Genomic DNA, 24,515 nt, shown 5'->3' with positions numbered 1-24,515 from the left:
ATGAGGAACCGTCCGATGGCTGGCAAAACGCTGTACGACAAACTCTGGGATGCTCATGAGGTCAAGCGCCGTGACGATGGTTCGTCGCTGATCTACATCGACCGTCACATCATCCATGAAGTGACTTCGCCGCAGGCGTTCGAAGGGCTGCGTCTGGCCCGTCGCCAGCCGTGGCGCATCGACGCCAACATCGCCACGCCCGACCACAACGTGCCGACCACGCCCGAGCGCAAGGGCGGGATCGAAGCCATCGCTGACCAGGTGTCGCGCCTGCAGGTGCAGACCCTCGACGAGAACTGCGATGAATACGGCATCGTCGAATTCAAGATGAACGACCAGCGCCAGGGTATCGTGCATGTCATCAGCCCCGAGCAAGGCGCGACCCTGCCGGGCATGACCGTGGTCTGCGGCGATTCGCACACCTCGACCCACGGCGCCTTCGGGGCGTTGGCCCATGGCATCGGCACCTCCGAAGTCGAGCACGTGCTGGCCACCCAGTGCCTGGTGGCGAAAAAGATGAAAAACATGTTGGTGCGCGTCGAGGGTCAGTTGCCCGCCGGCGTTACCGCCAAGGACATCGTGCTCGCGGTCATCGGCCAGATCGGCACCGCAGGGGGCAATGGCCACGCCATGGAATTCGCTGGCAGCGCGATTCGCGAGCTGTCGATGGAAGGGCGCATGACCATCTGCAACATGTCCATCGAAGCCGGCGCCCGTGTCGGTCTGGTGGCGGTGGACGACATCACCGTCGCCTACGTCGAGGGCCGCCCCTACGCGCCCAAGGGCGAACAGTGGCCACAGGCCGTGCAGGCCTGGAAGCAGTTGGTATCGGATCAAGATGCCGTGTTCGACACCGTGGTCGAGCTGGACGCCGCGCAGATCAAGCCACAGGTCAGCTGGGGCACTTCGCCGGAAATGGTCCTGGCCGTCGATCAGCGCGTGCCTGATCCTGCCGCCGAGCCTGATCTGGTCAAGCGTGGTTCCATCGAGCGGGCCTTGCGCTACATGGGCCTGACCGCCAACCAGGCGATCACCGACATCAAGCTCGACCGCGTGTTCATCGGCTCGTGCACCAATTCGCGCATCGAAGACCTGCGCGCAGCTGCGCAGATCGCCAAGGGCCGCAAGGTCGCCGCCAACGTCAAGCAGGCGCTGGTGGTGCCAGGGTCGGGTCTGGTCAAGGCCCAGGCCGAACGCGAGGGGTTGGACAAGATTTTCCTCGAAGCCGGCTTCGAGTGGCGTGAACCGGGCTGCTCGATGTGCCTGGCGATGAACCCGGACCGCCTGGAAAGTGGCGAGCATTGCGCTTCCACCTCCAACCGTAACTTTGAAGGTCGCCAGGGCGCTGGCGGGCGTACTCATCTGGTCAGCCCGGCGATGGCCGCCGCCGCTGCCGTGACCGGCCACTTCATCGATGTCCGCGAGTTGATCCAAGGGAGCGCAGCATGAAAGCCTTTACCCAGCACACTGGCCTGGTCGCGCCGCTTGACCGTGCCAACGTCGACACCGACCAGATCATTCCCAAGCAGTTTCTCAAGTCGATCAAGCGCACCGGCTTTGGCCCCAACCTGTTCGACGAGTGGCGTTACCTCGATGTCGGCCAGCCTTACCAGGACAACAGCAAGCGCCCGTTGAACACCGAATTCGTGCTCAACCACGAGCGTTACCAGGGCGCCAGCGTGTTGCTGGCGCGGGAGAACTTCGGCTGCGGTTCGAGCCGTGAGCACGCGCCGTGGGCACTGGACGAATATGGTTTTCGCAGCGTTATCGCACCGAGCTTTGCCGACATCTTCTACAACAACAGCTTCAAGAACGGCCTGCTGCCGATCATTCTCAGCGATGAAGAAGTCGATGAGCTGTTCCAGCAGGTCGAAGCCAACCCAGGTTATCAGTTGGTCGTCGACTTGCAGGCGCAAGCGGTGACCCGCCCGGATGGCAAGGTGCTGCATTTCGAGATCGATGCCTTCCGCAAGCATTGCCTGCTCAACGGCCTGGACGACATCGGCCTGACCCTGCAGGACAGCGACTCGATCAAGTCCTTCGAGGACCGTCATCGCGCCAGCCAGCCCTGGCTGTTCCGTGATGCCTGAGTGAAAGCGTGAGCGCTACGCGGATCGACCCGCTTGAAACAAGGGCGGGCAGGTCCGTGGGGCAGGAAATGTATCGAGCATCTATAGGAACCACCGATGACCCACAGCACCCACAGCGATGTCGTTCAGCGCCAGTTCGGCGAGCAGGCCAATGCCTACTTGAGCAGTGCCGTCCACGCCCAGGGCAGTGAATTCGCCCTGCTCCAGGCCGAACTGGCCGGGCGCGGCGATGCGCGGCTGCTGGATCTGGGCTGCGGGGCGGGTCATGTGAGCTTCCAGGTGGCGCCTCTGGTGGGTCAGGTTGTGGCTTACGACCTGTCGCAATCGATGCTCGATGTGGTGGCCAGTGCTGCCCGTGAACGGGGGCTGAACAATATCGTTACCGAGCGCGGCGGCGCCGAGCGGCTGCCGTTCGACGACGGCGCCTTCGATTTCGTCTTCAGCCGCTACTCGGCCCATCACTGGAGCGACCTGGGCCTGGCCCTGCGCGAGGTGCGCCGGGTGCTCAAGCCGGGCGGTGTGGCGGCGTTCGTCGATGTCATGTCGCCGGGCACGCCATTGCTCGACACTTACCTGCAAAGCGTCGAGCTGCTGCGCGATACCAGCCATGTACGCGACTACAGCGCCGCCGAATGGCTGCGTCAGGTCAGCGACGCCGGCCTGCATGTGCGCTGTCATAGCCGCCAGCGCCTGCGTCTTGAGTTCGCTAGCTGGGTCGAGCGCATGCGTACCCCCGAGCCGCTTCGCGTTGCGGTGCGGCAGGTGCAGCAGGCAATGGGCGAAGAAGTGCGGCAGTATTACCAGATCGCCGAAGACGGCTCGTTCAGTACCGATGTGCTGGTGCTGTTCGCCGAACGATGAGAATGACCCGGTGCGCCCAACGCAGGGGCACCGTTCGACTGTATAGAGGAAAGCATGAGCAAGCAGATTCTGATTCTCCCAGGTGATGGCATCGGTCCGGAAATCATGGCCGAGGCAGTCAAGGTGCTGGAAGTGGCTAACGACAAGTTCCAGCTCAACTTCACCCTGGAGCACGACGTGATCGGCGGCGCTGCCATCGACAAGCACGGCGTACCACTGGCCGATGAAACCCTGGAGCGTGCGCGCAAGGCCGACGCCGTGCTGCTGGGCGCAGTAGGTGGGCCGAAATGGGACAAGATCGAGCGCGACATTCGCCCTGAGCGCGGCTTGCTGAAGATTCGTGCGCAACTGGGTCTGTTCGCCAACCTGCGTCCGGCGATCCTCTATCCGCAACTGGCCGCCGCTTCCTCGCTCAAACCCGAAATCGTTTCCGGCCTGGATATCCTCATCGTCCGTGAGCTCACCGGCGGCATCTACTTCGGCGCTCCACGCGGGCAGCGCGAGCTGGAGGGCGGCGAGCGTCAGGCGTACGACACCCTGCCGTACAGCGAAAGCGAAATCCGCCGCATCGCCCGTGTCGGCTTCGACATGGCCAAGGTGCGTGGCAAGAAGCTCTGCTCGGTAGACAAGGCCAACGTGCTGGCCTCCAGTCAGTTGTGGCGCGAAGTGGTCGAAGACGTGGCCAAGGACTACCCGGAGGTGGAACTCAGCCATATGTACGTCGACAACGCTGCCATGCAACTGGTGCGTGCGCCCAAGCAATTCGACGTGATGGTCACCGACAACATGTTCGGCGACATCCTGTCCGACGAGGCCTCGATGCTCACCGGCTCCATCGGCATGCTGCCGTCGGCATCGCTGGATGCCGACAACAAGGGCATGTACGAGCCGTGCCATGGTTCGGCGCCAGATATCGCCGGGCAGGGCATCGCCAACCCGCTGGCGACCATTCTCTCGGTGTCGATGATGCTGCGTTACAGCTTCAACCAGAGCGCCGCTGCCGATGCCATCGAACAGGCCGTGAGCAGCGTGCTCGACCAGGGTCTGCGTACCGGCGACATCTTCTCCGAAGGCAGCCGCAAGGTCGGTACCCAGGAAATGGGCGACGCAGTAGTCGCGGCCCTGCGGAATCTGTAATCTCTCTGCCCCCGCCACCCTTTTCCCAGTCGGTGGCGGCCCACTTTTAGCAAAGGTGTAGTTGCGATGAAACGTGTAGGTCTGATCGGTTGGCGTGGAATGGTCGGTTCCGTGCTCATGCAGCGGATGCTGGAAGAACAGGACTTCGACCTGATCGAGCCCGTGTTCTTCACCACGTCCAACGTGGGTGGCCAGGGTCCGCAAATCGGCAAGGAAACCGCGCCGCTGAAAGATGCCTACAGCATTGATGAGCTCAAGACCCTTGACGTCATCCTGACGTGCCAGGGCGGCGACTACACCAACGAAGTCTTCCCCAAGCTGCGCGAAGCCGGCTGGCAGGGCTACTGGATCGATGCCGCCTCGTCGCTGCGCATGAAAGACGACGCAGTGATCGTGCTCGACCCGGTCAACCGCCGGGTGATCGATCAGCAGCTCGACGCCGGTACCAAGAACTACATCGGCGGCAACTGCACCGTCAGCCTGATGCTGATGGGCCTGGGCGGGTTGTTCGAGGCTGGCCTGGTCGAATGGATGACCGCCATGACTTACCAAGCGGCCTCGGGCGCCGGTGCGCAGAACATGCGTGAACTGATCCGCCAGATGGGCGCCACCCATGCGGCGGTCGCCGACGATCTGGCCAACCCCGCCAGCGCGATTCTCGACATCGACCGCAAGGTTGCCGAGGCCATGCGCAGCGAGGCCTATCCGACCGAGAACTTCGGTGTTCCATTGGCCGGCAGCCTGATCCCGTGGATCGACAAGGAATTGCCGAACGGCCAGAGCCGTGAGGAATGGAAGGCCCAGGCCGAGACCAACAAGATCCTCGGTCGCTTCAAAAGCCCGATCCCGGTCGATGGCATCTGCGTTCGCATCGGTGCCATGCGCTGCCACAGTCAGGCGCTGACCATCAAGCTGAACAAGGACGTGCCGCTGGCCGACATCGAAGGCATGATCAGCCAGCACAACCCCTGGGTGAAACTGGTACCCAACCAGCGCGAGCTGAGCATGCAGGAACTGTCGCCGACCCAGGTCACCGGCACCCTGAACGTTCCGGTCGGCCGTCTGCGCAAGCTGAACATGGGCTCGCACTACCTGGGCGCCTTCACCGTTGGCGACCAGCTGCTGTGGGGCGCTGCCGAGCCGCTGCGGCGCATGCTGCGTATCCTGCTCGAGCGCTGATCGACAAGGCTCTGGCGCAGCAACACCTGAAAACCCGTTCTGAGCCCTGCCAGAACGGGTTTTTTCATTATCACGGCAGGGCGCTGCGTTGGCCTCGCCCTCGCAATGGGCGTACAGTGCCGCTCCCGTTCCACCTGAGGCAGAGCTCCCCATGAATCCGTCCTTCAACGTTGCCGTCGTCGGCGCCACCGGCAGTGTCGGTGAAACCCTGGTGCAAATCCTCGAAGAGCTGGCGTTCCCGGTGGCCACGCTGCACCTGCTGGCAAGCATGGAGTCGGCGGGCAGCAGTGTGATGTTCGCGGGCAGGAAGGTCCGTGTGCGCGAGGTCGACAGCTTCGATTTCGGTCAGGTCCGCCTGGCCTTCTTCGCTGCGGGTGCCGCGGTCAGTCGCAGCTTTGCGGACAAGGCGCGGCAGGCTGGCTGCGCGGTGATCGATCTGTCCGGTGCCTTGCCCGACGCGCTGGCGCTGGTGCCGGAGGCGAACGCCCAGGCTTTGCATGGCCTGGCCCAGCCAGCCTGGGTGTGCAGCCCAAGTGCAGCGGCGGTGGCCCTGGCGGTGACCCTCGCGCCGCTGCGTCAGCACCTGGAGATCGAACGAATTCATGTCACCGCGTGCCTGGCAGTTTCGGCACAGGGCCGTGAAGCGGTCAATGAGTTGGCCCGCCAGACTGCCGAGCTGCTCAATGCGCGTCCGCTGGAGCCGCGCTTCTTCGACCGGCAGATGGCCTTCAACCTGCTGGCGCGGGTCGGCGAGGAGGATGCGCAGGGGCACAGTGTGCTGGAGCGGCGCCTGGTCAGCGAGCTGCGGGTGCTGCTCGGCCTGCCCGACGTGAAGATCGCGGTCACCTGCATTCAAGTCCCGGTGTTTTTCGGCGATAGCTACAGTGTCAGCGTTCAGACTCGCCGGCCAGTCGATCTGGCGGTGGTGCAAGGCGCGCTGGATAGCGCTCCCAGCATCGAGCGGGTGGAAGCGGATGATTATCCGACGCCAGTAGGCGACGCAGTGGGGCAGGACGTGGTCTATGTTGGACGTGTACGCCTCGGTATCGATGAGCCTGAGCAGCTCAACCTGTGGATGACCACCGACAATGTGCGCAAAGGTGCGGCGCTCAACGCCGTGCAGGTCGCGCAATTGTTGATTAAAGACATGGTGTAAAAGATACTGAGCGGCACTTTTGTCCTGAAATCGAAGGGTTTTCAGGACGATTCTTACAAGGAAGGGGTCATGCTTCGAATTCGCAAACGAGTACTCGCCATCGCGATAGCGTCGGTGTTGTCGTCTGGCATGGCCAACGCCCTGGTGCTGGGCGAACTGACTGTCAACTCCGCGCAGAACCAGCCGCTGGATGCCGAGATCGAACTGCTCGATGTGCGCGACCTGACTGCCGAGCAAGTGGCGCCGAGCCTGGCGCCGGCTGAGGAGTTCAGCAAGGCCGGCGCTGCGTATCCGGCCTACCTGCAAGACCTGACCTTCACCCCGGTCATCATTCCTAACGGTCGTAGCCTGTTGCGGGTGACCTCCAGTCGTCCCGTCTCGGCGCCGCTGGTGCGTGTGCTGGTGCAGGTGATGTGGCCGCAAGGGCGTCTGTTGCGTGACTACAGCCTGCGTCTGGATCGCCCTGAGGCGCAGCAGGCCAGCGCCGGCAATACCGTTGCCCCTGCGCAGAGCGCGGGCAACTACACCACCAAGCGCCGCGATACGTTGTGGCAGATCGCCGCGCGCAACAGCAACGGTGGTTCCATCCAGCAAACCATGCTGGCGATCCAGGCACTCAATCCCGATGCGTTCATTGGCAACAACATCAACCTGCTCAAGGCCGGACAGGTGTTGCGTCTGCCAGATCAAGCCCAGGTGCAGAGCATTCCCCAGGGCGAGGCGGTCGCTGAGGTCGCTGAGCAGTACGCCGCCTGGCGCGAGGGCCGTCGCCTCGGTCCGCGCGCCCGGCAGCTCGATGCCACGCGCCGCGGCGAGGCCCAGGCTGCGCCCGAACGCATTGCCCAGGGCGATAACCTGCGCCTGGTGGCGCCGCAGACCCAAGCGGACGCGGCCAGTGGCAACGGTGTCAGTGATCAGTTGGCGGTGGCCCAGGAGAGCCTGGATACCACGCGCCGCGATAATGAAGAACTCAAAAGCCGCATGGGCGATCTGCAAAGCCAGCTGGACAAACTGGAAAAGCTGATCGCCCTGAAGAACGACCAACTCGCGCGCCTGCAGGCCCAGGGCGATACGCCCGCCTCGGCAGCGCCAGCTGACGTGACTGAACCAGCGCCGGCAGTAGCTACTGCGCCGCCCGCGGTCGCCGATCCGGCGCCAATCGCCCCGGTGGTCGAGCCGGCACCGGCGGTGGTCGATACCGAGCCAGGCGCCGATCAGCCAGAGCAAACCCAGGACGCCACCACCCCAGCCCAAGGCACGCTCGACAGCCTGCTGGGCAACCCCGTGCTGCTTGGCTTGATCGCCGGTTCGTTGTTTTTGGTATTGCTGCTGCTGATATTGCTGCTGTTGCGCAAACGCAAAGCCGAGCAAGAGGCTGAACGGCACATGCGCATGGCGCGTGAGCTGGAAGAGGAGGGGCCGCGCGACCCGGACTTCGACATGCCACTGGACAGTGACGACACACTGCTCACCCCGCCGGTGACGCTGTCGCCCGCGGTAGTGGCCGCGTCGGCGGCGGCTGCCTCGGCCGCGGCGTCCATCGCCGCGCACAACGCCTCGGTGGCGGCCGCCGATCCGGTGGACACGGCACTGGTACAGGCCCAGCAGTCGATTGACGCAGGCCGCCTCAATCAGGCAGCCCAAGGCCTCGAACCGCTGGTGGCCGCCCATCCGCAGCGCGCTGACGCGCGCCTGAAGTTGATGGAAGTGTATGCCCGTCAGGGTGACCAGGACGCTTTCGCCGAGCAGGAACGGCTGCTCGCTGACACCCCGCAGAATCAAGAGGCGGTCGCGGTGCTCAAGGCCCGTTATCCTGCCATGCTGGCGCTCGCCACTGGTCTGGGTGCCGCAGCCTTGGCTGCGGAAATGGATGAGCAATACGTCCAGGGCCTGATGCAAGACAAGGTGCAGCCCGCCCCGGCGCCTGTCGCCGAGCCGATCGCCGCGCCCTCCAACGAGCCTGCGCTTGGCAGTGCTGGCGGCGATGATGCGTTCGACCTGAGCCTCGACGACGGGCTGGCCAGCGCCGCACCTGAGGCGGCCATCGAAGCGCCGTCCGGGTTCGGCCCGGCACTGACCGAGCGCGATGCGATCGATCTCGATCAGCCTGCCGATGACGACTTCGAAACCTTGCTCGCCCAGGCGCAGCTCGAGGCCCTCGAACCGCCGGCTCCTGCGGCGTCGGCCAGGGAAGAGGCCGCTGCGGTCGACGATTTCGCCGAGTTTGATCTGGACGTACCCGACACTTCGACTGCGCAACCTGCTGCCGAGGTGGCCGCGAACGAGCCGCCGTTGGCCGACGACTTCGATCTTTCCCTGTCGCTAGACGACGACTCACCCGCCGCCCGCCAGTTCGCCTCGGAGCTCGACGACGTCAACTCCGAGCTCGACAAGCTGTCGCAGAGCTTGGCTACGCCTGCGCTGGACACGTCGCCAGCGGGCGCGCCGGCCGAGCCTGATCCGGTCGATGATCTGGACTTCGACTTCTTCTCCGGCACCGACGAGGTGACCACCAAGCTCGATCTGGCCCGTGCCTATGTCGACATGGGGGATCACCAGGGCGCGCGCGATATTCTCGACGAAGTGGTCAAGGACGGCGACCAGGCCCAGCGTCAGGAGGCTAAAGAGCTGCTTGGGCGCCTGGTCTGAGTCGTGCGCAAGGCTGCTACTCCTGCCGCAGACGCTGGCGGCAGGTGTCCAATCGAACGGCAGGGATTTCCCTGCAGGGCGGCCTTGATATAATCGCGCCTTTGTCCGATCCGCAGGTCCGCCCGTTTTGACTACCACCGCCAATGATCCCGCCGAATCCGCCGCCGACGGCTTCACCCGCATCGCCCTGGGCGTCGAATACAAAGGCGCGCGTTATCGTGGCTGGCAGCGCCAGGCCAGTGGCGTGCCCAGCGTGCAGCAAGCGCTCGAGCAAGCCCTGTCGATCGTCGCCGACGAGCCAATCACGGTCGTTTGTGCCGGGCGCACCGACGCCGGCGTACATGGCTGCGGGCAGGTGGTGCATTTCGACACCCGTGCGCTGCGCGATCAGCGTGCCTGGACAATGGGCACCAATTACAACCTGCCCCATGACATCAGCGTGAGCTGGGCGCAGCAGATGCCTGCGCATTTCCATGCGCGGTTCAAGGCGGTTGCCCGGCGCTATCGCTACGTGATCTACAACGACCCGATTCGCCCGGCGCACCTGGCCGAGGAAGTGACCTGGAACCATCGGCCGCTGGATGTCCAGCGCATGGGCGAAGCCGCCCAGTACCTGCTCGGCACCCATGATTTCAGTGCGTTTCGCGCCAGTCAGTGTCAGGCTAAATCGCCTATCAAGCACATTCATCATCTGCGCGTGACCCGTCACGGGCGCATGATCGTGCTGGATGTGCGAGCGACGGCGTTTCTGCATCACATGGTGCGCAACATCGCCGGTGTGCTGATGACCATTGGCGCCGGCGAGCGCCCTGTGCAGTGGGCCCGCGAAGTGCTCGAGGGGCGTGATCGCCGCCAGGGCGGGGTGACGGCGCATCCTTACGGATTGTATCTGGTCCGCGTGGAGTACCCGGAAACGTATTCGCTGCCCGAGCGATACCTAGGCCCACACTTTCTGACAGGCTACGAAACATTGATCGACTGACGCTGCTGGCAGCATTTGCTACCATCCCGCCCTTCATTCGCCAGCAAGGTTCGCCGCGCATGACCCACGTTCGCAGCAAAATCTGCGGAATCACCCGAATCGAAGACGCCTTGGCCGCTGCCGAGGCGGGCGCCGATGCGATTGGCCTGGTGTTCTATGCCAAGAGCCCGCGCGCCGTCGACATCCATCAGGCCCGTGCAATCATTGCCGCGCTGCCACCGTTCGTCACTACCGTCGGCCTGTTCGTCAACGCCTCGCGCTGTGAGCTCGGCGAGATCCTCGATGCCGTGCCCCTCGATCTGCTGCAGTTCCATGGCGATGAAACCGCCGCGCAGTGCGAAGGCCACGGCCGACCCTGGATCAAGGCGCTGCGGGTGCGTCCGGGCGATGACCTGGAAGCGGCCTGCCAGCGATATTGCGCGGCCTCGGGTATCCTGCTCGATACCTACGTCGCCGGCGTGCCCGGTGGTACTGGCCAGGCCTTCGACTGGTCGCTGGTTCCGGCCACGCTGAGCAAGCCGATCATCCTCGCCGGTGGCCTGGCTGCCGACAATGTCGGCGCTGCCATCGCACAGGTGCGGCCCTATGCGGTCGATGTCAGCGGTGGTGTCGAAGGCAGCAAGGGCATCAAGGATGCCGAGAAGATCCAGGCATTCATGCGCGCGGTGAAACAGGCCTGAGCCGCGATGTGACGGCTGGGGCCGGGCTATCGTCCATAGTTTTCGCGGCGCCAGAGGCGTCGCTGGTCACTGAGCGGTGCTGCATCGGCAACCTGACAGGGCGCACGGCATCGGTGATGCCATTGATTACAGAGGTCGCTGCGGCATTCGTAGCGGCTCGAAACGAAGAATTGTGAGCTCAAAGCCGGGGGCGAGCAGGCAAGGCCTGATCCCGACCGGCCAATACTGGAGAAAAAGAGCATGAGCAACTGGTTGGTAGACAAACTGATCCCATCGATCATGCGTTCCGAGGTGAAGAAGAGCTCGGTGCCTGAAGGGCTGTGGCACAAATGCCCGGCTTGTGAGGCCGTGCTGTACCGCCCTGAGCTGGAAAAGACCCTCGACGTCTGCCCCAAGTGCAATCACCACATGCGTATCGGCGCCCGCGCCCGCATCGATATTTTCCTCGATGATGAAGGCCGTGCCGAACTGGGCGCCGAGCTCGAGCCGGTCGACCGTCTCAAGTTCCGCGATGGCAAGAAGTACAAGGATCGCCTGGTTGGCGCGCAGAAGCAGACCGGTGAGCACGATGCCCTGATTTCCATGAGCGGCACCCTTATGGGCCTGCCGGTGGTCGTCAGCGCCTTCGAGTTTTCCTTCATGGGCGGCTCGATGGGTGCCGTGGTGGGTGAACGTTTCGTCCGCGCTGCCAATTACGCCCTGGAAAACCGTTGCCCGATGATCTGCTTCTCGGCCTCCGGCGGTGCGCGCATGCAGGAAGCGCTGATCTCGCTGATGCAGATGGCCAAGACCTCGGCCGCCCTGGCGCGCCTGCGCGAGGAGGGTATTCCGTTCATTTCCGTGCTGACCGATCCTGTATACGGCGGCGTGTCGGCCTCCCTGGCCATGCTCGGTGACGTCATCGTTGGCGAACCCAAGGCACTGATCGGCTTTGCAGGTCCCCGCGTCATCGAGCAGACCGTGCGTGAAAAACTGCCTGAAGGTTTCCAGCGCTCCGAGTTCCTGCTCGAGCATGGCGCCATCGACCTGATCATTTCGCGTCAGGAACTGCGTCCGCGCCTGGCGCGCCTGCTGGCGCAAATGACCGGCCAGGAAACTCCGGCAGAGGCGCAGGAAGTGGCTGCTGTCGCGTGATGAAACCGCAGACTCTCGGCCAATGGCTCGCCTACCTCGAACAGTTGCACCCCGCCGCCATCGATATGGGGCTGGAGCGTTGTCAGCAGGTGCTGGCACGCCTCGACCTGGGTACGCTGGCGCCACGGGTGGTGACGGTGACTGGCACCAACGGCAAAGGCTCGACCTGCGCCTTGGTCGCTTCGCTGCTGCAGAGCCAGGGGCTGCGTGTCGGGGTGTACAGCTCGCCGCATCTGCTGCGCTACAACGAGCGCGTGCGGGTCGATGGCGTAGAAGTCAGCGATGAGCAACTGTGCGAAGCCTTCGCGGCGCTGGAGGCTGCTCGCGGCGAGATTTCCCTGACCTATTTCGAAATGGGCACCCTGGCCGCCTTCTGGCTGTTCAGCCGTGCGTCGCTGGATGCGCTGGTTCTGGAGGTGGGGTTGGGAGGGCGGCTCGATGCGGTCAATCTGGTCGATGCTGATCTGGCATTGGTCACCAGCATCGGTGTCGACCACATCGAGTACCTGGGTGATACCCGCGAGTCGGTGGCCTTCGAAAAAGCCGGGATTTTCCGTGCGGGCAAACCTGCGCTGTGCGGCGATCTCGATCCGCCGTTGCCGCTGCTGGAAAAAGCCGCCGAGCTGGGCTGCCCGTTGTCGCTGCGTGGCCGGGATTTCGATCTGGCCGTGACCGATCGGCACTGGCACTGGCGAGGCACCGGCGTCGATGGCCGTCCAGTGGAGCTGCGCGACTTGCCGTTGCTCGATCTGCCGATGGAGAACGCCGCTCTGGCGCTGCAGGCCTTCCTGCTGATGGATCTGCCATGGCAGCCGGCTCGGGTGCAGCAGGCGTTGCTCGACACGCGCATGGTCGGACGTCTCGACCGACGTACCCTTGGCTGGTGTGGCAAGCAGGTCGAGTTGCTGCTCGATGTCGGTCACAACCCCCACGCTGCGCACTATCTGGCGGTCAGGTTGGCTCAGCGTGGTCGCGCCGGCAGACGCCTGGCGGTGTTCGGCCTGCTGTCGGACAAAGACCTCGAAGGCGTGGTCGCGCCCCTGGCTGGGCTGGTCGATACGTGGGCCGTTGCGCCGCTGCAAACCCCGCGCAGTCGTCCGGCTGCGGATCTTGTCGAAACCCTGACGAACCTTGGCGCTGCGGTGAAGTCTTACCCCAGCGTCGATGCTGCCTTGGAAGGGCAGTGCACGTTGGCCGATGCCGGAGATCAGATCCTGTTGTTCGGATCGTTCTTCTGCGTTGCCGAGGCGCTTGAATGGCTCGAGCGTCAGGTTCCGGAGGGTGGGGCAGATGGCATTGTTGGATAAAGGGGTCAAGCAGCGGATGGTCGGGGCGCTGGTGCTGGTGGCGCTGGCGGTCATCTTCCTGCCCATGTTGTTCACCCGTCAGGACGAACTGCGCGAAGTGCGGGTGGAGGCGCCAGCCGCGCCACACGCTGCAGCGCAGCCGGACGTTCAGGTAGAGCCGGTTGCGGTCCCCGAGCCACAGGCATTGCCTGATGAGCCGGTGCAGGCTCCCGTGGTGGTCAATGAATCCACGGCGCCTGTCACTACGCCGAGTCAGCCGATCACGCCTTCGCCACAGGTGCAGAAACAGGCTCCCAAGCCTGAGCAGCCGCAGGCACAAGCGCAGCCTCAGCCGCAAGCTCAGCCGGCACAGCAAGCGACTCCCGCCGCGCAGGCGCCTGCCAGCAAAACTGCCGCCACTTCCAAGGTCGACGGCAACGGCCTGCCGGTGAGCTGGTCGATCCAGCTGGCCAGTCTGTCCAGCCGGGCCGGTGCCGACAAGTTGCAGAACACCCTGCGCAGCAAGGGCTACAACGCCTATATCCGCAGTGCCGACGGGCTCAATCGGGTCTACGTGGGGCCGGTGATCGAACGCGCCGAGGCCGACCGTCTGCGTGATGTCATCAATCGCCAGCACCAGCTCAAGGGCTTTGTGGTGCGATTCCAGCCGGAGCGGGGCTGAAGTTCACCCTGCTCAGGTGTCCGTGCTGCGTGGCGGACACCTGACTTTCCGCTTACTCCCAGCCCATCGCTCTGGTAAAATCCGCCGCCTCGAACCTCAGCAGGCAGCAATGTGGCATTTTCCTGGGTTGACTGGGCGATCATCGCGATCATCGCCGTTTCCTCACTGATCAGTCTCAAACGCGGCTTCGTCAAGGAAGCCCTGTCGTTGCTCATCTGGATCGTGGCCGGTGCCGTGGCCTGGATGTTCGGCGGTTCGCTGGCTCAGTACCTGGACGGTTATATCCAGACGCCCTCGGCGCGGGTCATCGCGGGGTGTACCATTCTTTTCGTCGCCACCTTGCTGGTGGGGGCGATGCTCAATTTCCTGATCGGCGAGCTGATCCGTGTCACCGGGTTGTCCGGTACCGATCGATTCCTCGGCATGGCGTTCGGCGCCGCGCGCGGGGCATTACTGGTGGTCGTGGCCGTGGGGCTGCTCAGCCTGGGTCCGGTGCAGCAAGACCCCTGGTGGCAGGAATCGCGCCTGATCCCGCGGTTTCTGCTGATCGCGGACTGGTCGAAGAACCTGATCCTGGGGTTCACCGGTCAGTGGATGTCCAGTGGGGTCGGCGCGTCAGCTGACCTTCCATTCAAGGAACAGATGCTCGGGCCTCTCAAGCCCTGAGCGCGTTTCAGTCAAGTTTTATCAAAGTAGGGGTTGCGTCGCATGTGTGGCATCACCGGTATTGTCGGTAAGTCGAACGTCAATCAGGCGCTGTATGACGCGCTAACGGTCCTCCAGCACCGCGGCCAGGATGCTGCCGGTATCGTGACCAGCCATGACGGCCGGTTGTTCCTGCGCAAGGATAATGGCCTGGTGCGCGATGTCTTCCAGCAGCGCCACATGCAGCGCCTGGTCGGCCATATGGGCATCGGCCACGTACGCTACCCGACGGCGGGCAGTTCGACCTCGGCCGAGGCGCAACCGTTCTACGTCAACTCGCCGTACGGCATCACCCTCGCGCACAACGGCAACCTGACCAACGTCGAGCAGCTGGCCAAGGAGATCTACGAGTCCGACCTGCGCCACGTCAACACCAGCTCCGACTCCGAGGTGCTGCTCAACGTGTTCGCCCACGAACTGGCCGTGCGCGGCAAGCTGCAGCCTACCGAAGAAGACGTCTTCGCCGCGGTTTCCCACGTGCACAGCCGCTGCGTCGGTGGCTATGCGGTGGTGGCGATGATCACCGGTTACGGCATCGTTGGCTTCCGCGACCCGAACGGCATTCGTCCAGTGGTGTTCGGTCAGCGTCATACCGACGACGGCGTCGAGTACATGATCGCCTCCGAAAGCGTCGCCCTCGACGTGCTCGGCTTCACCCTGATTCGCGACCTGGCCCCCGGCGAGGCGGTGTACATCACCGAAGAAGGCCAGCTCTACACCCATCAGTGCGCGACCAGCGCAAAACTCAAGCCGTGTATCTTCGAGCACGTCTACCTGGCCCGTCCCGACTCGATCATGGACGGCGTCTCGGTGTACAAGGCGCGCCTGCGCATGGGCGAGAAGCTGGCCGACAAGATTCGCCGCGAGCGCCCTGAACACGACATCGATGTGGTCATCCCGATTCCGGACACCAGCCGCACCGCAGCGCTGGAGCTGGCCAACCACCTGGGCGTCAAGTTCCGCGAAGGCTTCGTCAAGAACCGTTACATCGGCCGCACCTTCATCATGCCGGGGCAGGCTGCACGCAAGAAGTCGGTGCGCCAGAAGCTCAACGCTATCGAGCTGGAGTTTCGCGGCAAGAACGTGATGCTGGTGGACGACTCCATCGTCCGCGGCACCACCTGCAAGCAGATCATCCAGATGGCCCGTGAAGCCGGTGCCAAGAATGTCTATTTCTGCTCGGCGGCCCCCGCCGTGCGCTACCCCAACGTCTACGGCATCGACATGCCGAGTGTCCATGAACTGATCGCGCACAACCGTACCACCGACCAGGTGGCCGAGTTGATTGGTGCCGACTGGCTGGTCTACCAGGACCTGCCCGACCTGATCGAAGCCGTCGGTGGTGGCAAGATCAAGATCGAGCAGTTCGACTGCGCAGTGTTCGATGGGGAGTACGTCACTGGCGACATCGACGAGGCTTACCTGGAGCGTATCGAGCAGTCTCGCAATGACCTGGCCAAGGTCAAGAACCAGGCCGTCAGCGCGATCATCGATCTCTACAACAACTGATTTGGGAGCGATGGCATGACCGATCAATGGGACGCCGGGCGGCTGGACAGTGACCTGCAGGGGGTCGGCTTCGACACCCTGGCAGTGCGCGCCGGTCAGCACCGCACCCCGGAAGCCGAGCACAGCGAAGCGCTGTTCCTGACTTCCAGCTACGTGTTCCGCACCGCAGCCGATGCTGCGGCGCGTTTTGCTGGTGAAACCCCTGGCAACGTCTACTCGCGCTATACCAACCCCTCGGTGCGCGCGTTCGAGGAGCGCCTGGCGGCGATGGAGGGTGCCGAGCAGGCAGTCGGCACCTCGACCGGCATGGCCGCGATTCTGGCGATCGTCATGTCGCTGTGCAGCTCGGGCGATCACGTGCTGGTCTCGCAAAGCGTGTTCGGCTCGACCATCAGCCTGTTCGAGAAGTACTTCAAGCGCTTCGGAATCCAGGTCGATTACGTGCCACTGGCCGATCTCGATGGTTGGCGGGCGGCGATCAAGGACAACACCCGCCTGTTGCTCGTCGAGTCGCCGTCCAACCCCCTGGCCGAGGTGGTGGATATTCCGGCGCTGGCCGACATCGCCCACGCTCGCAATACCCTGCTGGTGGTCGACAACTGCTTCAGCACGCCAGCCCTGCAGCAGCCGCTGAAGCTGGGCGCGGACATCGTCTTCCATTCGGCCACCAAGTTCATCGACGGCCAGGGCCGCTGCATGGGTGGCGTGGTTGCCGGGCGCAGCGAGCACATGAAGGAAGTGGTCGGGTTTCTGCGCACCGCCGGGCCGACCTTGAGCCCGTTCAATGCCTGGATCTTCACCAAGGGTCTGGAGACGCTCAAGCTGCGCATGCGCGCCCACTGCGAAAGTGCTCAGGCGCTGGCGCAATGGCTGGAGCAGCAGGAGGGCATCGAGCGGGTGCACTACGCCGGCTTGCCGAGCCATCCGCAGCACGAACTGGCCAAGCGGCAGATGAGCGGCTTCGGGGCAGTGGTCAGCTTTGAGGTCAAGGGCGGCAAGGAAGGGGCCTGGCGCTTCATCGATGCGACCCGGACCCTTTCCATCACCACCAACCTGGGCGACAGCAAGACCACCATCGCCCATCCGGCCACCACCTCCCACGGTCGCCTGTCGCCCCAGGAGCGTGAAGCGGCGGGTATCCGCGACAACCTGATCCGCGTTGCCGTGGGTCTGGAAGACGTGGCTGACCTGCAGGCCGACCTCGCGCGTGGGTTGGCAGCACTGTGATCGAAGCGGCAGATGCCGAGCCCGGCCATAACGGCCGGGTGGCGCTGGTCACGGGTGCCGCCCGTGGCATCGGGCTGGGTATAGCCGCCTGGCTGATCTGCGAAGGCTGGCAGGTGGTGCTCACCGACATCGACCGCAAGCGTGGCTCACGCGCTGCCAAGACCTTGGGCGACCATGCCTGGTTCATCCTCATGGACGTGGCTGATGAGGCTCAGGTGCGTGCTGCGGTGTCGGAGGTGCTCGGCCAGTTCGGTCGACTTGACGCGTTGGTGTGCAATGCCGGCGTGTCCGACCCGCACAACCCTGCGCTGGAAAGTCTGCCACTGAGCACATGGAACCGCACCCTGGCCGTCAATCTCACAGGCCCGATGTTGCTGGCCAAGCACTGCGCTCCTTACCTGCGTGCCCATGGCGGGGCCATCGTCAACCTCGCCTCGACCCGTGCGCATCAGTCCGAACCAGACACCGAGGCGTACGTGGCGAGCAAGGGCGGGCTGGTGGCCCTGACGCACGCCCTGGCCATCAGCCTGGGGCCGGAGATTCGCGTCAATGCGGTGAGCCCGGGCTGGATCGATGCGCGCGACCCGTCGCAGCGGCGCGCCGAGCCGCTGAGCGCCGATGAGCACGCCCAGCATCCGACCGGCAGGGTAGGGACGGTAGAAGATGTCGCGGCCATGGTCGCATGGTTGCTATCTTGTCAGGCAGGCTTCGTTACGGGTCAGGAATTCGTGGTCGATGGCGGCATGACGCGCAAGATGATCTATCGCTGATCGACGGTGGCCGTGGCGGTCGCCAACGGTGCATTCGGCAATCATGGCTTTTTTAAAAAAAATTCAATGCCGGTATTGACTTAGCTTCGTTACCTGCGTAAATTTCGCGGCCTCAGAGAGCGACACGCTACACAGCGGGTGATTAGCTCAGCCGGGAGAGCATCTGCCTTACAAGCAGAGGGTCGGCGGTTCGATCCCGTCATCACCCACCACTTTCTGAGATGTTCCTGAATCTGCCGTCACCTTCGGGTGGTCGTCAGTAGAGAGGGGCACATGCGCAGCGGTAGTTCAGTCGGTTAGAATACCGGCCTGTCACGCCGGGGGTCGCGGGTTCGAGTCCCGTCCGCTGCGCCACTTTTTCTCCAGATGGGTAGCGATACCGGTCTGAGGCAACCAGGTGAAGCCTGTTGCCAGATCCCAGTTTCAAGCGGGCGAAAGCCTGTACGATACGCAGCGGTAGTTCAGTCGGTTAGAATACCGGCCTGTCACGCCGGGGGTCGCGGGTTCGAGTCCCGTCCGCTGCGCCATCTTCGCCTCGAGTTCCCTAGAACGACTCGAAGCAAACCGAAAATCTTTGGTTGTCGATTTTCGGTGCCGCCTCAAACGCCTTGCGTGATCGGTGGAAAAACAGTTTCAAACAGGCGCAAGCCTAAGCGATACGCAGCGGTAGTTCAGTCGGTTAGAATACCGGCCTGTCACGCCGGGGGTCGCGGGTTCGAGTCCCGTCCGCTGCGCCATCTTCGCCTCAAGGTCCCTAGAACACCTTGAAGCACATTGAAAGCGACCTTAGGGTCGCTTTTTTTGTGTGCGCGATTCACGTGCAGAGCGTTTTGCTTCCCCGAGCTCCTGCGCTGACCAGCGGTTCCTGTCACCTTGCGATGTGATGCACAATGGGCGTCGTTCGTTTTCTTCGGTAATGGCAATGTCTAGATCAACCGTATCGGCTGCGCTTGTGGTCGTTATGGCGCTGGCCGGTGTATCGGCTTGCGCGACGAAAAAAACCGCCGTGTACGAGCATGAAAACTTCGACGACTCGGGCACCTATTCGCGCAGCTTTCCGGTCAGTGAGGCAGGGGCGTGCGAGGCGGCCCGGCGGGCGCTGCTGAGCCAGGGCTATATCATCACCGGCAGCGACGCCAACCAGGTGGCCGGCAACAAGAGCTTCCAGCAAAACAGCGAAAATCACCTGCAGATCAGCTTCAATGTGACGTGCGCACCGGACAGCGGTGACGAGCAACGTTCGACCATGTTCGCCAACGCCCTGCAAGATCGCTACACCCTGAAAAAATCCAACACCTCGGCCAGTTTGGGTGTCGGGGTTCTGGGTTCCGTGTCGATGCCGATCGGCTCGAGCGATGACTCTATGGTCAAGGTGGCGAGCGAGACCGTGACCGCTGCGCAGTTCTACGACCGCTATTTCGCACTGGTGGAAAGCTACCTGCCCAAGGCCAGGTCTGATGCGCAGCGCAAGGCTGTGGAGCCGGCTGCTGCTGCCGAGGCCAGCACGCCTGTTGCGCCGGCACCTGCCCTGGGCCTGCCTGAGCCCGCGTCCAATCCGCCTGCTGCTGCGCTGCAGCCGGGTGCACCAGCCAGCGCTGTCGAGCCCCCGCCAGTCGCTGGCAGCGCGTCGCAAGCCGCCGAGCCGCCAGAGAGTGGCCAAGGTTCGCAGCCTGTGACGCCGCCGGCCGAGGCGGCACCGATCCAGGTGCAGCCGACGCCTGTTCCACAACCCGTGTCCCAGAGCGTCGACGCGGACGGCGAGCGTTCATCCGCCGTTACAGATCAGACGGAATAATTTCCCCTGGCTCTGCTACGTTTACTGGGTGTCATCAAGGGTTCATCAGCGGCTTTTAGCTTGGCTGAACCACTCCACCCAGTGAGCGACAGGAAGACAGGCCAATGGACGACTATCAGGAAGAATTGCTCGAAACCCAGGCCCATGACCTGGACACTGTAGAACCCGCAGAAGACGCGACCGAGCTCTAGCCCAACTGTTGTCGCTGACGTCGAAACGCCCCCGGTGTTCCGCCTGTCCAGCGCTTGAACGCGCGTTGGAAGGCTTCGGCCGAGGCAAATCCCAGCAGGTAGGCGATTTCGCCGAAGCTCAGGGCCGTGTCGCGAATGTAGGTCTCCGCCAGATCGCGGCGAGTGTCGTTGAGCAGCTCGCGGAACCCTGTACCTTCTTCGGCTAGTAGTCGACGCAGTGTCCAACTGGGCAGTTGCAACTGATGCGCGACGTTTTCCAAGTCTGGTTCGCGTCCGCCACTGAGCTGCGGCCCCAGCAAATGCGTGATGCGCTCGCGCAGGCTGCGCACCCGAGTGCGTTGCGCCAGCTCCGTTTCGCACAGCTGCAGCAGCTGTTGCCAGGTGCTGGGACAATGCTGGGGGTTGGCCCGCTGCAGCGCTGCATGGGCAAAACGCAGCTGATTGCTGGCTGCGCCGAACTGCACGGGGTGGCTGCACAGCGGCTGGTAAGCGTCGGCGTGGGAGGGCGCTTCGAACTCCACTTGCAGGCGATCGGCTACCAATCGCTCGCCTGCGACGCTCGACAGCTGGTTGAGCCAGCCACTGAGCAGCGAATCGACTACGAAACGGTTGTAATCGTTGTAGGGGCTGATTGAGTAGAAGCGCAGCCAGCCCCCTTCGGCGTCTTCTTCAAAGCTGCAACGGCCTCGGTAATTGCTGGCATACAAGGGTTCGAAGCGGATCAGCGTGTAGGCTGCGTCCCTCACAGTCGGCGCCTGCGCGGCAGTGATCCCCGCCAGGCCGGCCTGGGCCAGGTGGCTGCAACGGCCCATGCGTAGCCCAAGCGCCGGGTCGCCGGATAATTCGATGGCGGCGTGGCCCAGGTGCATGTAGCGGGGAATGGACAACCTGGCGCCAGGCTCGGCCAGGCGCTCGGCATCCAGGCCATAGCGATGCAGTAGAGCGGTGGGGTCATGACCGAGCTGGCGCAGCGCTTCGTCGAGCGGCTGCACGAACCCTACCGAGAGATCGCCCAGGCGCGAGCGTGGCCGCTCACCCACGTTCACAGCCACAAGTTCAACAGGCGCGCACCCGCGCTAGGGGTACCGCTCAGGTGCTGTCCGGCGACGTTGATGAAGCCTTGACCTCCCGCGGCTTGCTCCCAGAACTGCCCGCGCATGAACACGCTGATGCTCACGCCCTCGGCACTGGCCGATTGGGTGAGAAGATGCCAGGCCTGCTGTTCGCTCAGCTCGCCGCGGCGCACCGGCAGTGCCTCGGCGGCAGGCTGGTGGCGGTTGCCGCGCCACGGCTGCTGCCAGCCCTCTCGGCCAGGCACGAACGCCGGGTTGACGATCAACTGCACGGATCGTTCGGCCGGTTGCGGATAGTTCTCGGGGTACCAACTGTCGCTGCCGATCAGCACGGCCAGGCGCCCCGCGGGAGTGTCCAGCACTTGCGCCGGAGCTGACCTGGCCGACGAGACGAAGCGCCGCAGGCCGCTGTCAGGATAACGCTGCATCTGCGGCTGGCCGAGCACGCGGCCGTCGCTGGCAAACACCACGCTGCTGTTGAACAACGCACCGTCCCCGACCTGCAGCAGGCCCTGGCTGACATAAGGCGCCGGCAGGATGATCGAGCCGGCCACCAGGGTGATACCGAACTGCTTCGCCAAGCCCCCGAACAGCTGCTGGTAGTCGCTTGCCATCTGCTCGGCCTTCATGCGCAGGTGGGCGTCGGCACGGCGATCTTCGCCACGGGCTCGCAGCAGCGCCAGGCCATAGCGCAGCGGGTTGCTCAGCTCCAGCCATTGCCACGCCTCACGGCGATGGGTGACTTGGTACAGCTGGCTTTTTTCCCCACGGGCCCAGAGCCAGGTGCCGATATGCTCGGGCAGCACCACCACAGTCTTGTCATTCAGCAAACCTTGCGCGTCGGCCTGTTGGAGATAAGCCGACAGCTTGCGTTGCAGTCGGGTCAGGTTCTGGTAATCGCTGGGAAACAGCAGCGGCTCCACGCCGAGCAGGTTGCCGCGCTCGCCGGGTGTGCCGTGGTTGATCGCCAGTTCGATGCGCAGGTCCGACAGGTAATGGCCTTCCGGACGTTGCAGCGTCCAGAAACCATAGGCGCCGAGCGCGGCAAGCAGGACCAGCGCCAAGGCGCCGGAAAGCAGTTTTTGCATGGACATGGATCTATGGGATTTCATCGGTCACAAGGGTACGAGCAAATGATCGTGGAACAAAGCGCCTTCGCGTGCTGAGCCGGGGTTGGCGCAAAGGCAAGTCTGCGTTCAAAGGGTATGACCCGCTGCACGATACGGTTACTCAATTGTCAGTTTCGATCATTGAGCTGAAAAGCGATGCTGGGTACTGTCGACGGCAATCCAATCAAGAGGCCCACCCCTTCGAGGCCTCGTTTGCCGTGATAACGCCTGAATCCGGAGTCGGCCGATGACTGCCACACCTTATCCGCACCTGCTTGCACCGCTCGATCTGGGCTTCACCACGTTGCGCAACCGCAGCCTGATGGGCTCGATGCACACCGGCCTGGAAGAACGCCCGGGCGGTTTCGAGCGCATGGCCGCCTACTTTGCCGAGCGTGCCCGCGGCGGTGTGGGGCTGATGGTCACTGGTGGCATCGCGCCGAACGAGGAGGGCGCGGTGTATGCCGGCGCCGCCAAGCTCAGCACGCCGGCCGAGGCCGAACGGCACCGGATGGTCACCCAGGCCGTGCATGGGGCCGGCGGCAAGATCTGCCTGCAGATTCTGCACGCCGGTCGCTATGGCTACAGCCCCAAACAGGTCGCGCCCAGTGCCTTGCAAGCCCCGATCAACCCCTTCAAGCCCCATGCGCTGGATGAAGCGGGCATCGAAAAGCAGATCGCCGATTTCGTTCGCTGCGCAGTGCTGGCCCAGAGCGCCGGCTATGACGGCGTCGAGGTGATGGGCTCGGAAGGCTACTTCATCAATCAGTTTCTCGCCGCCTGCACCAATACTCGCAGCGATCGTTGGGGCGGCAGCTTCGACAACCGCATGCGCCTGGCAGTGGAGATCGTGCGTCAGATCCGCGAAGCGGTCGGGCCGGCGTTCATCATCATCTTCCGCCTGTCGATGCTCGACCTGGTTGCCGGAGGCAGCGACTGGTCAGAAATCGTGCAACTGGCCAAGGCCATCGAGCAGGCCGGCGCTACCCTGATCAACACCGGCATCGGCTGGCACGAGGCACGTATCCCCACCATCGCCACCAAGGTGCCGCGCGCGGCGTTCACCAAAGTCACTGCCAAGCTGCGCGGTGAGGTGAGCATTCCCTTGATCACCACCAACCGCATCAACACCCCCGAGGTGGCTGAAGCGGTGTTGGCGGCGGGCGATGCCGACATGGTGTCGATGGCCCGGCCGTTCCTTGCCGACCCTGAATTCGTCAACAAGGCCGCAGCCGGCCAGGCGCAGTCGATCAACACCTGCATCGGTTGCAACCAGGCCTGCCTCGATCACACCTTCGCCGGCAAACTCACCAGTTGCCTGGTCAACCCGCGCGCGTGCCATGAAACCGAACTCAACTACCTGCCCGCAGCCACGATCAAGCGCATCGCGGTGGTCGGCGCCGGGCCTGCCGGCCTGGCGGCAGCGACGGTAGCCGCGCAGCGCGGGCATCAGGTGACCTTGTTCGATGCCAGCAGCGAAATCGGCGGCCAGTTCAATGTCGCCAAGCGCATTCCCGGCAAGGAAGAATTCTTCGAAACCCTGCGCTATTTCGCTGACCGTTTGCAGCGCACCGGCGTGCAGGTACGCCTCGATACCCGTGTCGATGCTCAGGCGCTGATCGCTGAAGGCTTCGACGAAATCCTCCTGGCCACGGGCATCAGCCCACGTGTTCCGGCGATTCCCGGCATCGACCATGGCAAAGTGCTCAGTTACCTGGATGTGCTGTTGCAGCGCCGCCCGGTGGGCCAGCGGGTGGCGGTGATCGGCGCCGGTGGCATCGGCTTCGATGTCAGCGAGTACCTGGTGCATCAGGGCGCGGCCACCAGTCTCGATCGTGAGGCGTTCTGGCGTGAATGGGGCATCGACCCGAGCTTGCAGGCCCGCGGTGGCGTCGCCGGGGTGCAGGCACAGCCCGAGCCGCCGGCGCGTGAGGTGTACCTGCTGCAACGCAAGGCTTCGAAGGTAGGCGAGGGCCTGGGCAAGACCACCGGCTGGATTCACCGCGCCGGGCTCAAACAGCGCAATGTGCAGATGATCAGCGGCGTCGAATACCTGGGCATCGACGATGCCGGCCTGCATGTGCGCATCGGCGGTGGCGAACCACAGCTGCTGGCGGTGGACAACGTGGTGCTGTGCGCCGGCCAGGAACCGTTGCGTGAACTGCAGGACGCGCTGCTCGCTGCGGATCAGTCGGTCCACCTGATCGGCGGCGCCGATGTGGCTGCCGAGCTGGATGCCAAGCGCGCCATCGACCAAGGCTCGCGGCTGGCCGCGCAGCTGTAGCGCGCTGCAGTACTCG

20 protein-coding genes and 4 tRNA genes are annotated in these 24,515 nt (G+C 63.9%); 22 read left to right on the top strand and 2 right to left on the bottom strand.

What is annotated here, in order from left to right; translation table 11 throughout:
* Nucleotides 1–15 precede the first annotated feature (15 nt).
* The 21 genes from leuC (at nucleotide 16) to LK03_RS20305 (ending at nucleotide 19,842) form a co-directional block, all read left to right on the top strand.
* Nucleotides 16–1,449: a 3-isopropylmalate dehydratase large subunit gene (leuC, locus tag LK03_RS20405; protein ID WP_038414347.1), complete on the top strand. Its 1,434-nt coding sequence runs from the start codon at nucleotides 16–18 to the stop codon at nucleotides 1,447–1,449.
* Nucleotides 1,446–2,090 (top strand): 3-isopropylmalate dehydratase small subunit, encoded by a 645-nt coding sequence (gene leuD, locus LK03_RS20400; protein WP_038414346.1) that lies wholly within the window; start codon nucleotides 1,446–1,448, stop codon nucleotides 2,088–2,090. Before leuC ends, leuD begins: the two co-directional genes overlap by 4 nt.
* Before the next feature lie 96 nt (nucleotides 2,091–2,186).
* Complete coding sequence (locus LK03_RS20395; RefSeq protein WP_038414345.1) at nucleotides 2,187–2,951, top strand: class I SAM-dependent methyltransferase; 765 nt, start codon at nucleotides 2,187–2,189, stop codon at nucleotides 2,949–2,951.
* A gap of 54 nt (nucleotides 2,952–3,005) precedes the next feature.
* Complete coding sequence (leuB, locus tag LK03_RS20390) at nucleotides 3,006–4,088, top strand: 3-isopropylmalate dehydrogenase (protein ID WP_038414344.1); 1,083 nt, start codon at nucleotides 3,006–3,008, stop codon at nucleotides 4,086–4,088.
* A gap of 66 nt (nucleotides 4,089–4,154) precedes the next feature.
* Complete coding sequence (asd, locus tag LK03_RS20385) at nucleotides 4,155–5,267, top strand: aspartate-semialdehyde dehydrogenase (RefSeq protein ID WP_038414343.1); 1,113 nt, start codon at nucleotides 4,155–4,157, stop codon at nucleotides 5,265–5,267.
* 151 nt (nucleotides 5,268–5,418) lie between these two features.
* A complete protein-coding gene (locus LK03_RS20380; protein ID WP_038414342.1) occupies nucleotides 5,419–6,423 on the top strand; it encodes an aspartate-semialdehyde dehydrogenase in 1,005 nt (334 codons plus the stop codon).
* 69 nt (nucleotides 6,424–6,492) lie between these two features.
* Complete coding sequence (locus LK03_RS20375; RefSeq protein WP_038414341.1) at nucleotides 6,493–9,072, top strand: FimV/HubP family polar landmark protein; 2,580 nt, start codon at nucleotides 6,493–6,495, stop codon at nucleotides 9,070–9,072.
* 127 nt (nucleotides 9,073–9,199) lie between these two features.
* Complete coding sequence (gene truA / locus LK03_RS20370; protein WP_038414340.1) at nucleotides 9,200–10,054, top strand: tRNA pseudouridine(38-40) synthase TruA; 855 nt, start codon at nucleotides 9,200–9,202, stop codon at nucleotides 10,052–10,054.
* 59 nt (nucleotides 10,055–10,113) lie between these two features.
* Nucleotides 10,114–10,734: a phosphoribosylanthranilate isomerase gene (locus LK03_RS20365; protein ID WP_038414339.1), complete on the top strand. Its 621-nt coding sequence runs from the start codon at nucleotides 10,114–10,116 to the stop codon at nucleotides 10,732–10,734.
* A gap of 240 nt (nucleotides 10,735–10,974) precedes the next feature.
* Nucleotides 10,975–11,868: an acetyl-CoA carboxylase, carboxyltransferase subunit beta gene (gene accD / locus LK03_RS20360; RefSeq protein WP_038414338.1), complete on the top strand. Its 894-nt coding sequence runs from the start codon at nucleotides 10,975–10,977 to the stop codon at nucleotides 11,866–11,868.
* Nucleotides 11,868–13,175: a bifunctional tetrahydrofolate synthase/dihydrofolate synthase gene (gene folC, locus LK03_RS20355; protein WP_038414337.1), complete on the top strand. Its 1,308-nt coding sequence runs from the start codon at nucleotides 11,868–11,870 to the stop codon at nucleotides 13,173–13,175. The genes accD and folC overlap by 1 nt, the downstream gene beginning before the upstream one ends.
* Nucleotides 13,159–13,836: an SPOR domain-containing protein gene (locus tag LK03_RS20350; protein ID WP_038414336.1), complete on the top strand. Its 678-nt coding sequence runs from the start codon at nucleotides 13,159–13,161 to the stop codon at nucleotides 13,834–13,836. Before folC ends, LK03_RS20350 begins: the two co-directional genes overlap by 17 nt.
* A 111-nt stretch (nucleotides 13,837–13,947) precedes the next feature.
* Nucleotides 13,948–14,502: a CvpA family protein gene (locus tag LK03_RS20345; protein WP_038414335.1), complete on the top strand. Its 555-nt coding sequence runs from the start codon at nucleotides 13,948–13,950 to the stop codon at nucleotides 14,500–14,502.
* A 42-nt stretch (nucleotides 14,503–14,544) separates the two neighbouring features.
* A complete protein-coding gene (purF, locus tag LK03_RS20340) occupies nucleotides 14,545–16,050 on the top strand; it encodes an amidophosphoribosyltransferase (protein WP_038414334.1) in 1,506 nt (501 codons plus the stop codon).
* Between the two features lie 15 nt (nucleotides 16,051–16,065).
* Nucleotides 16,066–17,277 carry an O-succinylhomoserine sulfhydrylase gene (locus tag LK03_RS20335; RefSeq protein WP_038414333.1) on the top strand — a complete coding sequence of 404 codons (1,212 nt, stop codon included), beginning with the start codon at nucleotides 16,066–16,068 and terminating at the stop codon, nucleotides 17,275–17,277.
* Entirely contained in the window at nucleotides 17,277–18,047 is a 771-nt protein-coding gene (locus tag LK03_RS20330) for an SDR family oxidoreductase (RefSeq protein WP_430962089.1), read from the top strand. Before LK03_RS20335 ends, LK03_RS20330 begins: the two co-directional genes overlap by 1 nt.
* 136 nt (nucleotides 18,048–18,183) lie before the next feature.
* Nucleotides 18,184–18,259, top strand: a tRNA-Val gene (locus LK03_RS20325).
* 65 nt (nucleotides 18,260–18,324) lie between these two features.
* A tRNA-Asp gene (locus tag LK03_RS20320) sits at nucleotides 18,325–18,401 on the top strand.
* A gap of 96 nt (nucleotides 18,402–18,497) precedes the next feature.
* A tRNA-Asp gene (locus LK03_RS20315) sits at nucleotides 18,498–18,574 on the top strand.
* 133 nt (nucleotides 18,575–18,707) lie between these two features.
* Nucleotides 18,708–18,784, top strand: a tRNA-Asp gene (locus tag LK03_RS20310).
* A gap of 185 nt (nucleotides 18,785–18,969) precedes the next feature.
* Nucleotides 18,970–19,842, top strand: coding sequence for a DUF2242 domain-containing protein (locus LK03_RS20305; protein ID WP_049870579.1), 873 nt, complete (start codon nucleotides 18,970–18,972; stop codon nucleotides 19,840–19,842).
* A 187-nt stretch (nucleotides 19,843–20,029) separates the two neighbouring features.
* Here LK03_RS20305 and LK03_RS20300 read toward each other — a convergent pair whose 3' ends face one another.
* Both LK03_RS20300 and LK03_RS20295 read right to left on the bottom strand, forming a co-directional pair.
* On the bottom strand, nucleotides 20,030–21,079 hold the full coding sequence (locus LK03_RS20300) for an AraC family transcriptional regulator (RefSeq protein WP_240478680.1): 1,050 nt from the start codon (nucleotides 21,077–21,079) through the stop codon (nucleotides 20,030–20,032).
* Nucleotides 21,076–22,194: a nitrilase-related carbon-nitrogen hydrolase gene (locus tag LK03_RS20295; protein WP_038414331.1), complete on the bottom strand. Its 1,119-nt coding sequence runs from the start codon at nucleotides 22,192–22,194 to the stop codon at nucleotides 21,076–21,078. The genes LK03_RS20300 and LK03_RS20295 overlap by 4 nt, the downstream gene beginning before the upstream one ends.
* Before the next feature lie 268 nt (nucleotides 22,195–22,462).
* Between LK03_RS20295 and LK03_RS20290 the strand changes: the two genes are divergently transcribed.
* Nucleotides 22,463–24,499, top strand: coding sequence for an NADPH-dependent 2,4-dienoyl-CoA reductase (locus LK03_RS20290; protein WP_038414330.1), 2,037 nt, complete (start codon nucleotides 22,463–22,465; stop codon nucleotides 24,497–24,499).
* The last annotated feature ends 16 nt before the right edge of the window (nucleotides 24,500–24,515 follow it).

Origin of the sequence: Pseudomonas cremoricolorata (genome assembly GCF_000759535.1) — a bacterium.
Taxonomy (GTDB): Bacteria; Pseudomonadota; Gammaproteobacteria; order Pseudomonadales; family Pseudomonadaceae; genus Aquipseudomonas; species Aquipseudomonas cremoricolorata_A.
Note: the sequence above shows the minus strand (reverse complement) of the source record. Positions and strands in the feature narration are given on the sequence as shown.

Coding starts and splice junctions, on each gene's coding strand:
- LK03_RS20350 (WP_038414336.1), top strand. CDS start 13,159: ATGGCATTGTTGGATAAAGGGGTCAAGCAGCGGATGGTCGGGGCGCTG.
- LK03_RS20380 (WP_038414342.1), top strand. CDS start 5,419: ATGAATCCGTCCTTCAACGTTGCCGTCGTCGGCGCCACCGGCAGTGTC.
- LK03_RS20290 (WP_038414330.1), top strand. CDS start 22,463: ATGACTGCCACACCTTATCCGCACCTGCTTGCACCGCTCGATCTGGGC.
- LK03_RS20305 (WP_049870579.1), top strand. CDS start 18,970: ATGTCTAGATCAACCGTATCGGCTGCGCTTGTGGTCGTTATGGCGCTG.
- leuB (WP_038414344.1), top strand. CDS start 3,006: ATGAGCAAGCAGATTCTGATTCTCCCAGGTGATGGCATCGGTCCGGAA.
- folC (WP_038414337.1), top strand. CDS start 11,868: ATGAAACCGCAGACTCTCGGCCAATGGCTCGCCTACCTCGAACAGTTG.
- purF (WP_038414334.1), top strand. CDS start 14,545: ATGTGTGGCATCACCGGTATTGTCGGTAAGTCGAACGTCAATCAGGCG.
- accD (WP_038414338.1), top strand. CDS start 10,975: ATGAGCAACTGGTTGGTAGACAAACTGATCCCATCGATCATGCGTTCC.
- leuC (WP_038414347.1), top strand. CDS start 16: ATGGCTGGCAAAACGCTGTACGACAAACTCTGGGATGCTCATGAGGTC.
- asd (WP_038414343.1), top strand. CDS start 4,155: ATGAAACGTGTAGGTCTGATCGGTTGGCGTGGAATGGTCGGTTCCGTG.
- LK03_RS20295 (WP_038414331.1), bottom strand. CDS start 22,194: ATGCAAAAACTGCTTTCCGGCGCCTTGGCGCTGGTCCTGCTTGCCGCG.
- LK03_RS20395 (WP_038414345.1), top strand. CDS start 2,187: ATGACCCACAGCACCCACAGCGATGTCGTTCAGCGCCAGTTCGGCGAG.
- leuD (WP_038414346.1), top strand. CDS start 1,446: ATGAAAGCCTTTACCCAGCACACTGGCCTGGTCGCGCCGCTTGACCGT.
- LK03_RS20365 (WP_038414339.1), top strand. CDS start 10,114: ATGACCCACGTTCGCAGCAAAATCTGCGGAATCACCCGAATCGAAGAC.
- LK03_RS20335 (WP_038414333.1), top strand. CDS start 16,066: ATGACCGATCAATGGGACGCCGGGCGGCTGGACAGTGACCTGCAGGGG.
- LK03_RS20375 (WP_038414341.1), top strand. CDS start 6,493: ATGCTTCGAATTCGCAAACGAGTACTCGCCATCGCGATAGCGTCGGTG.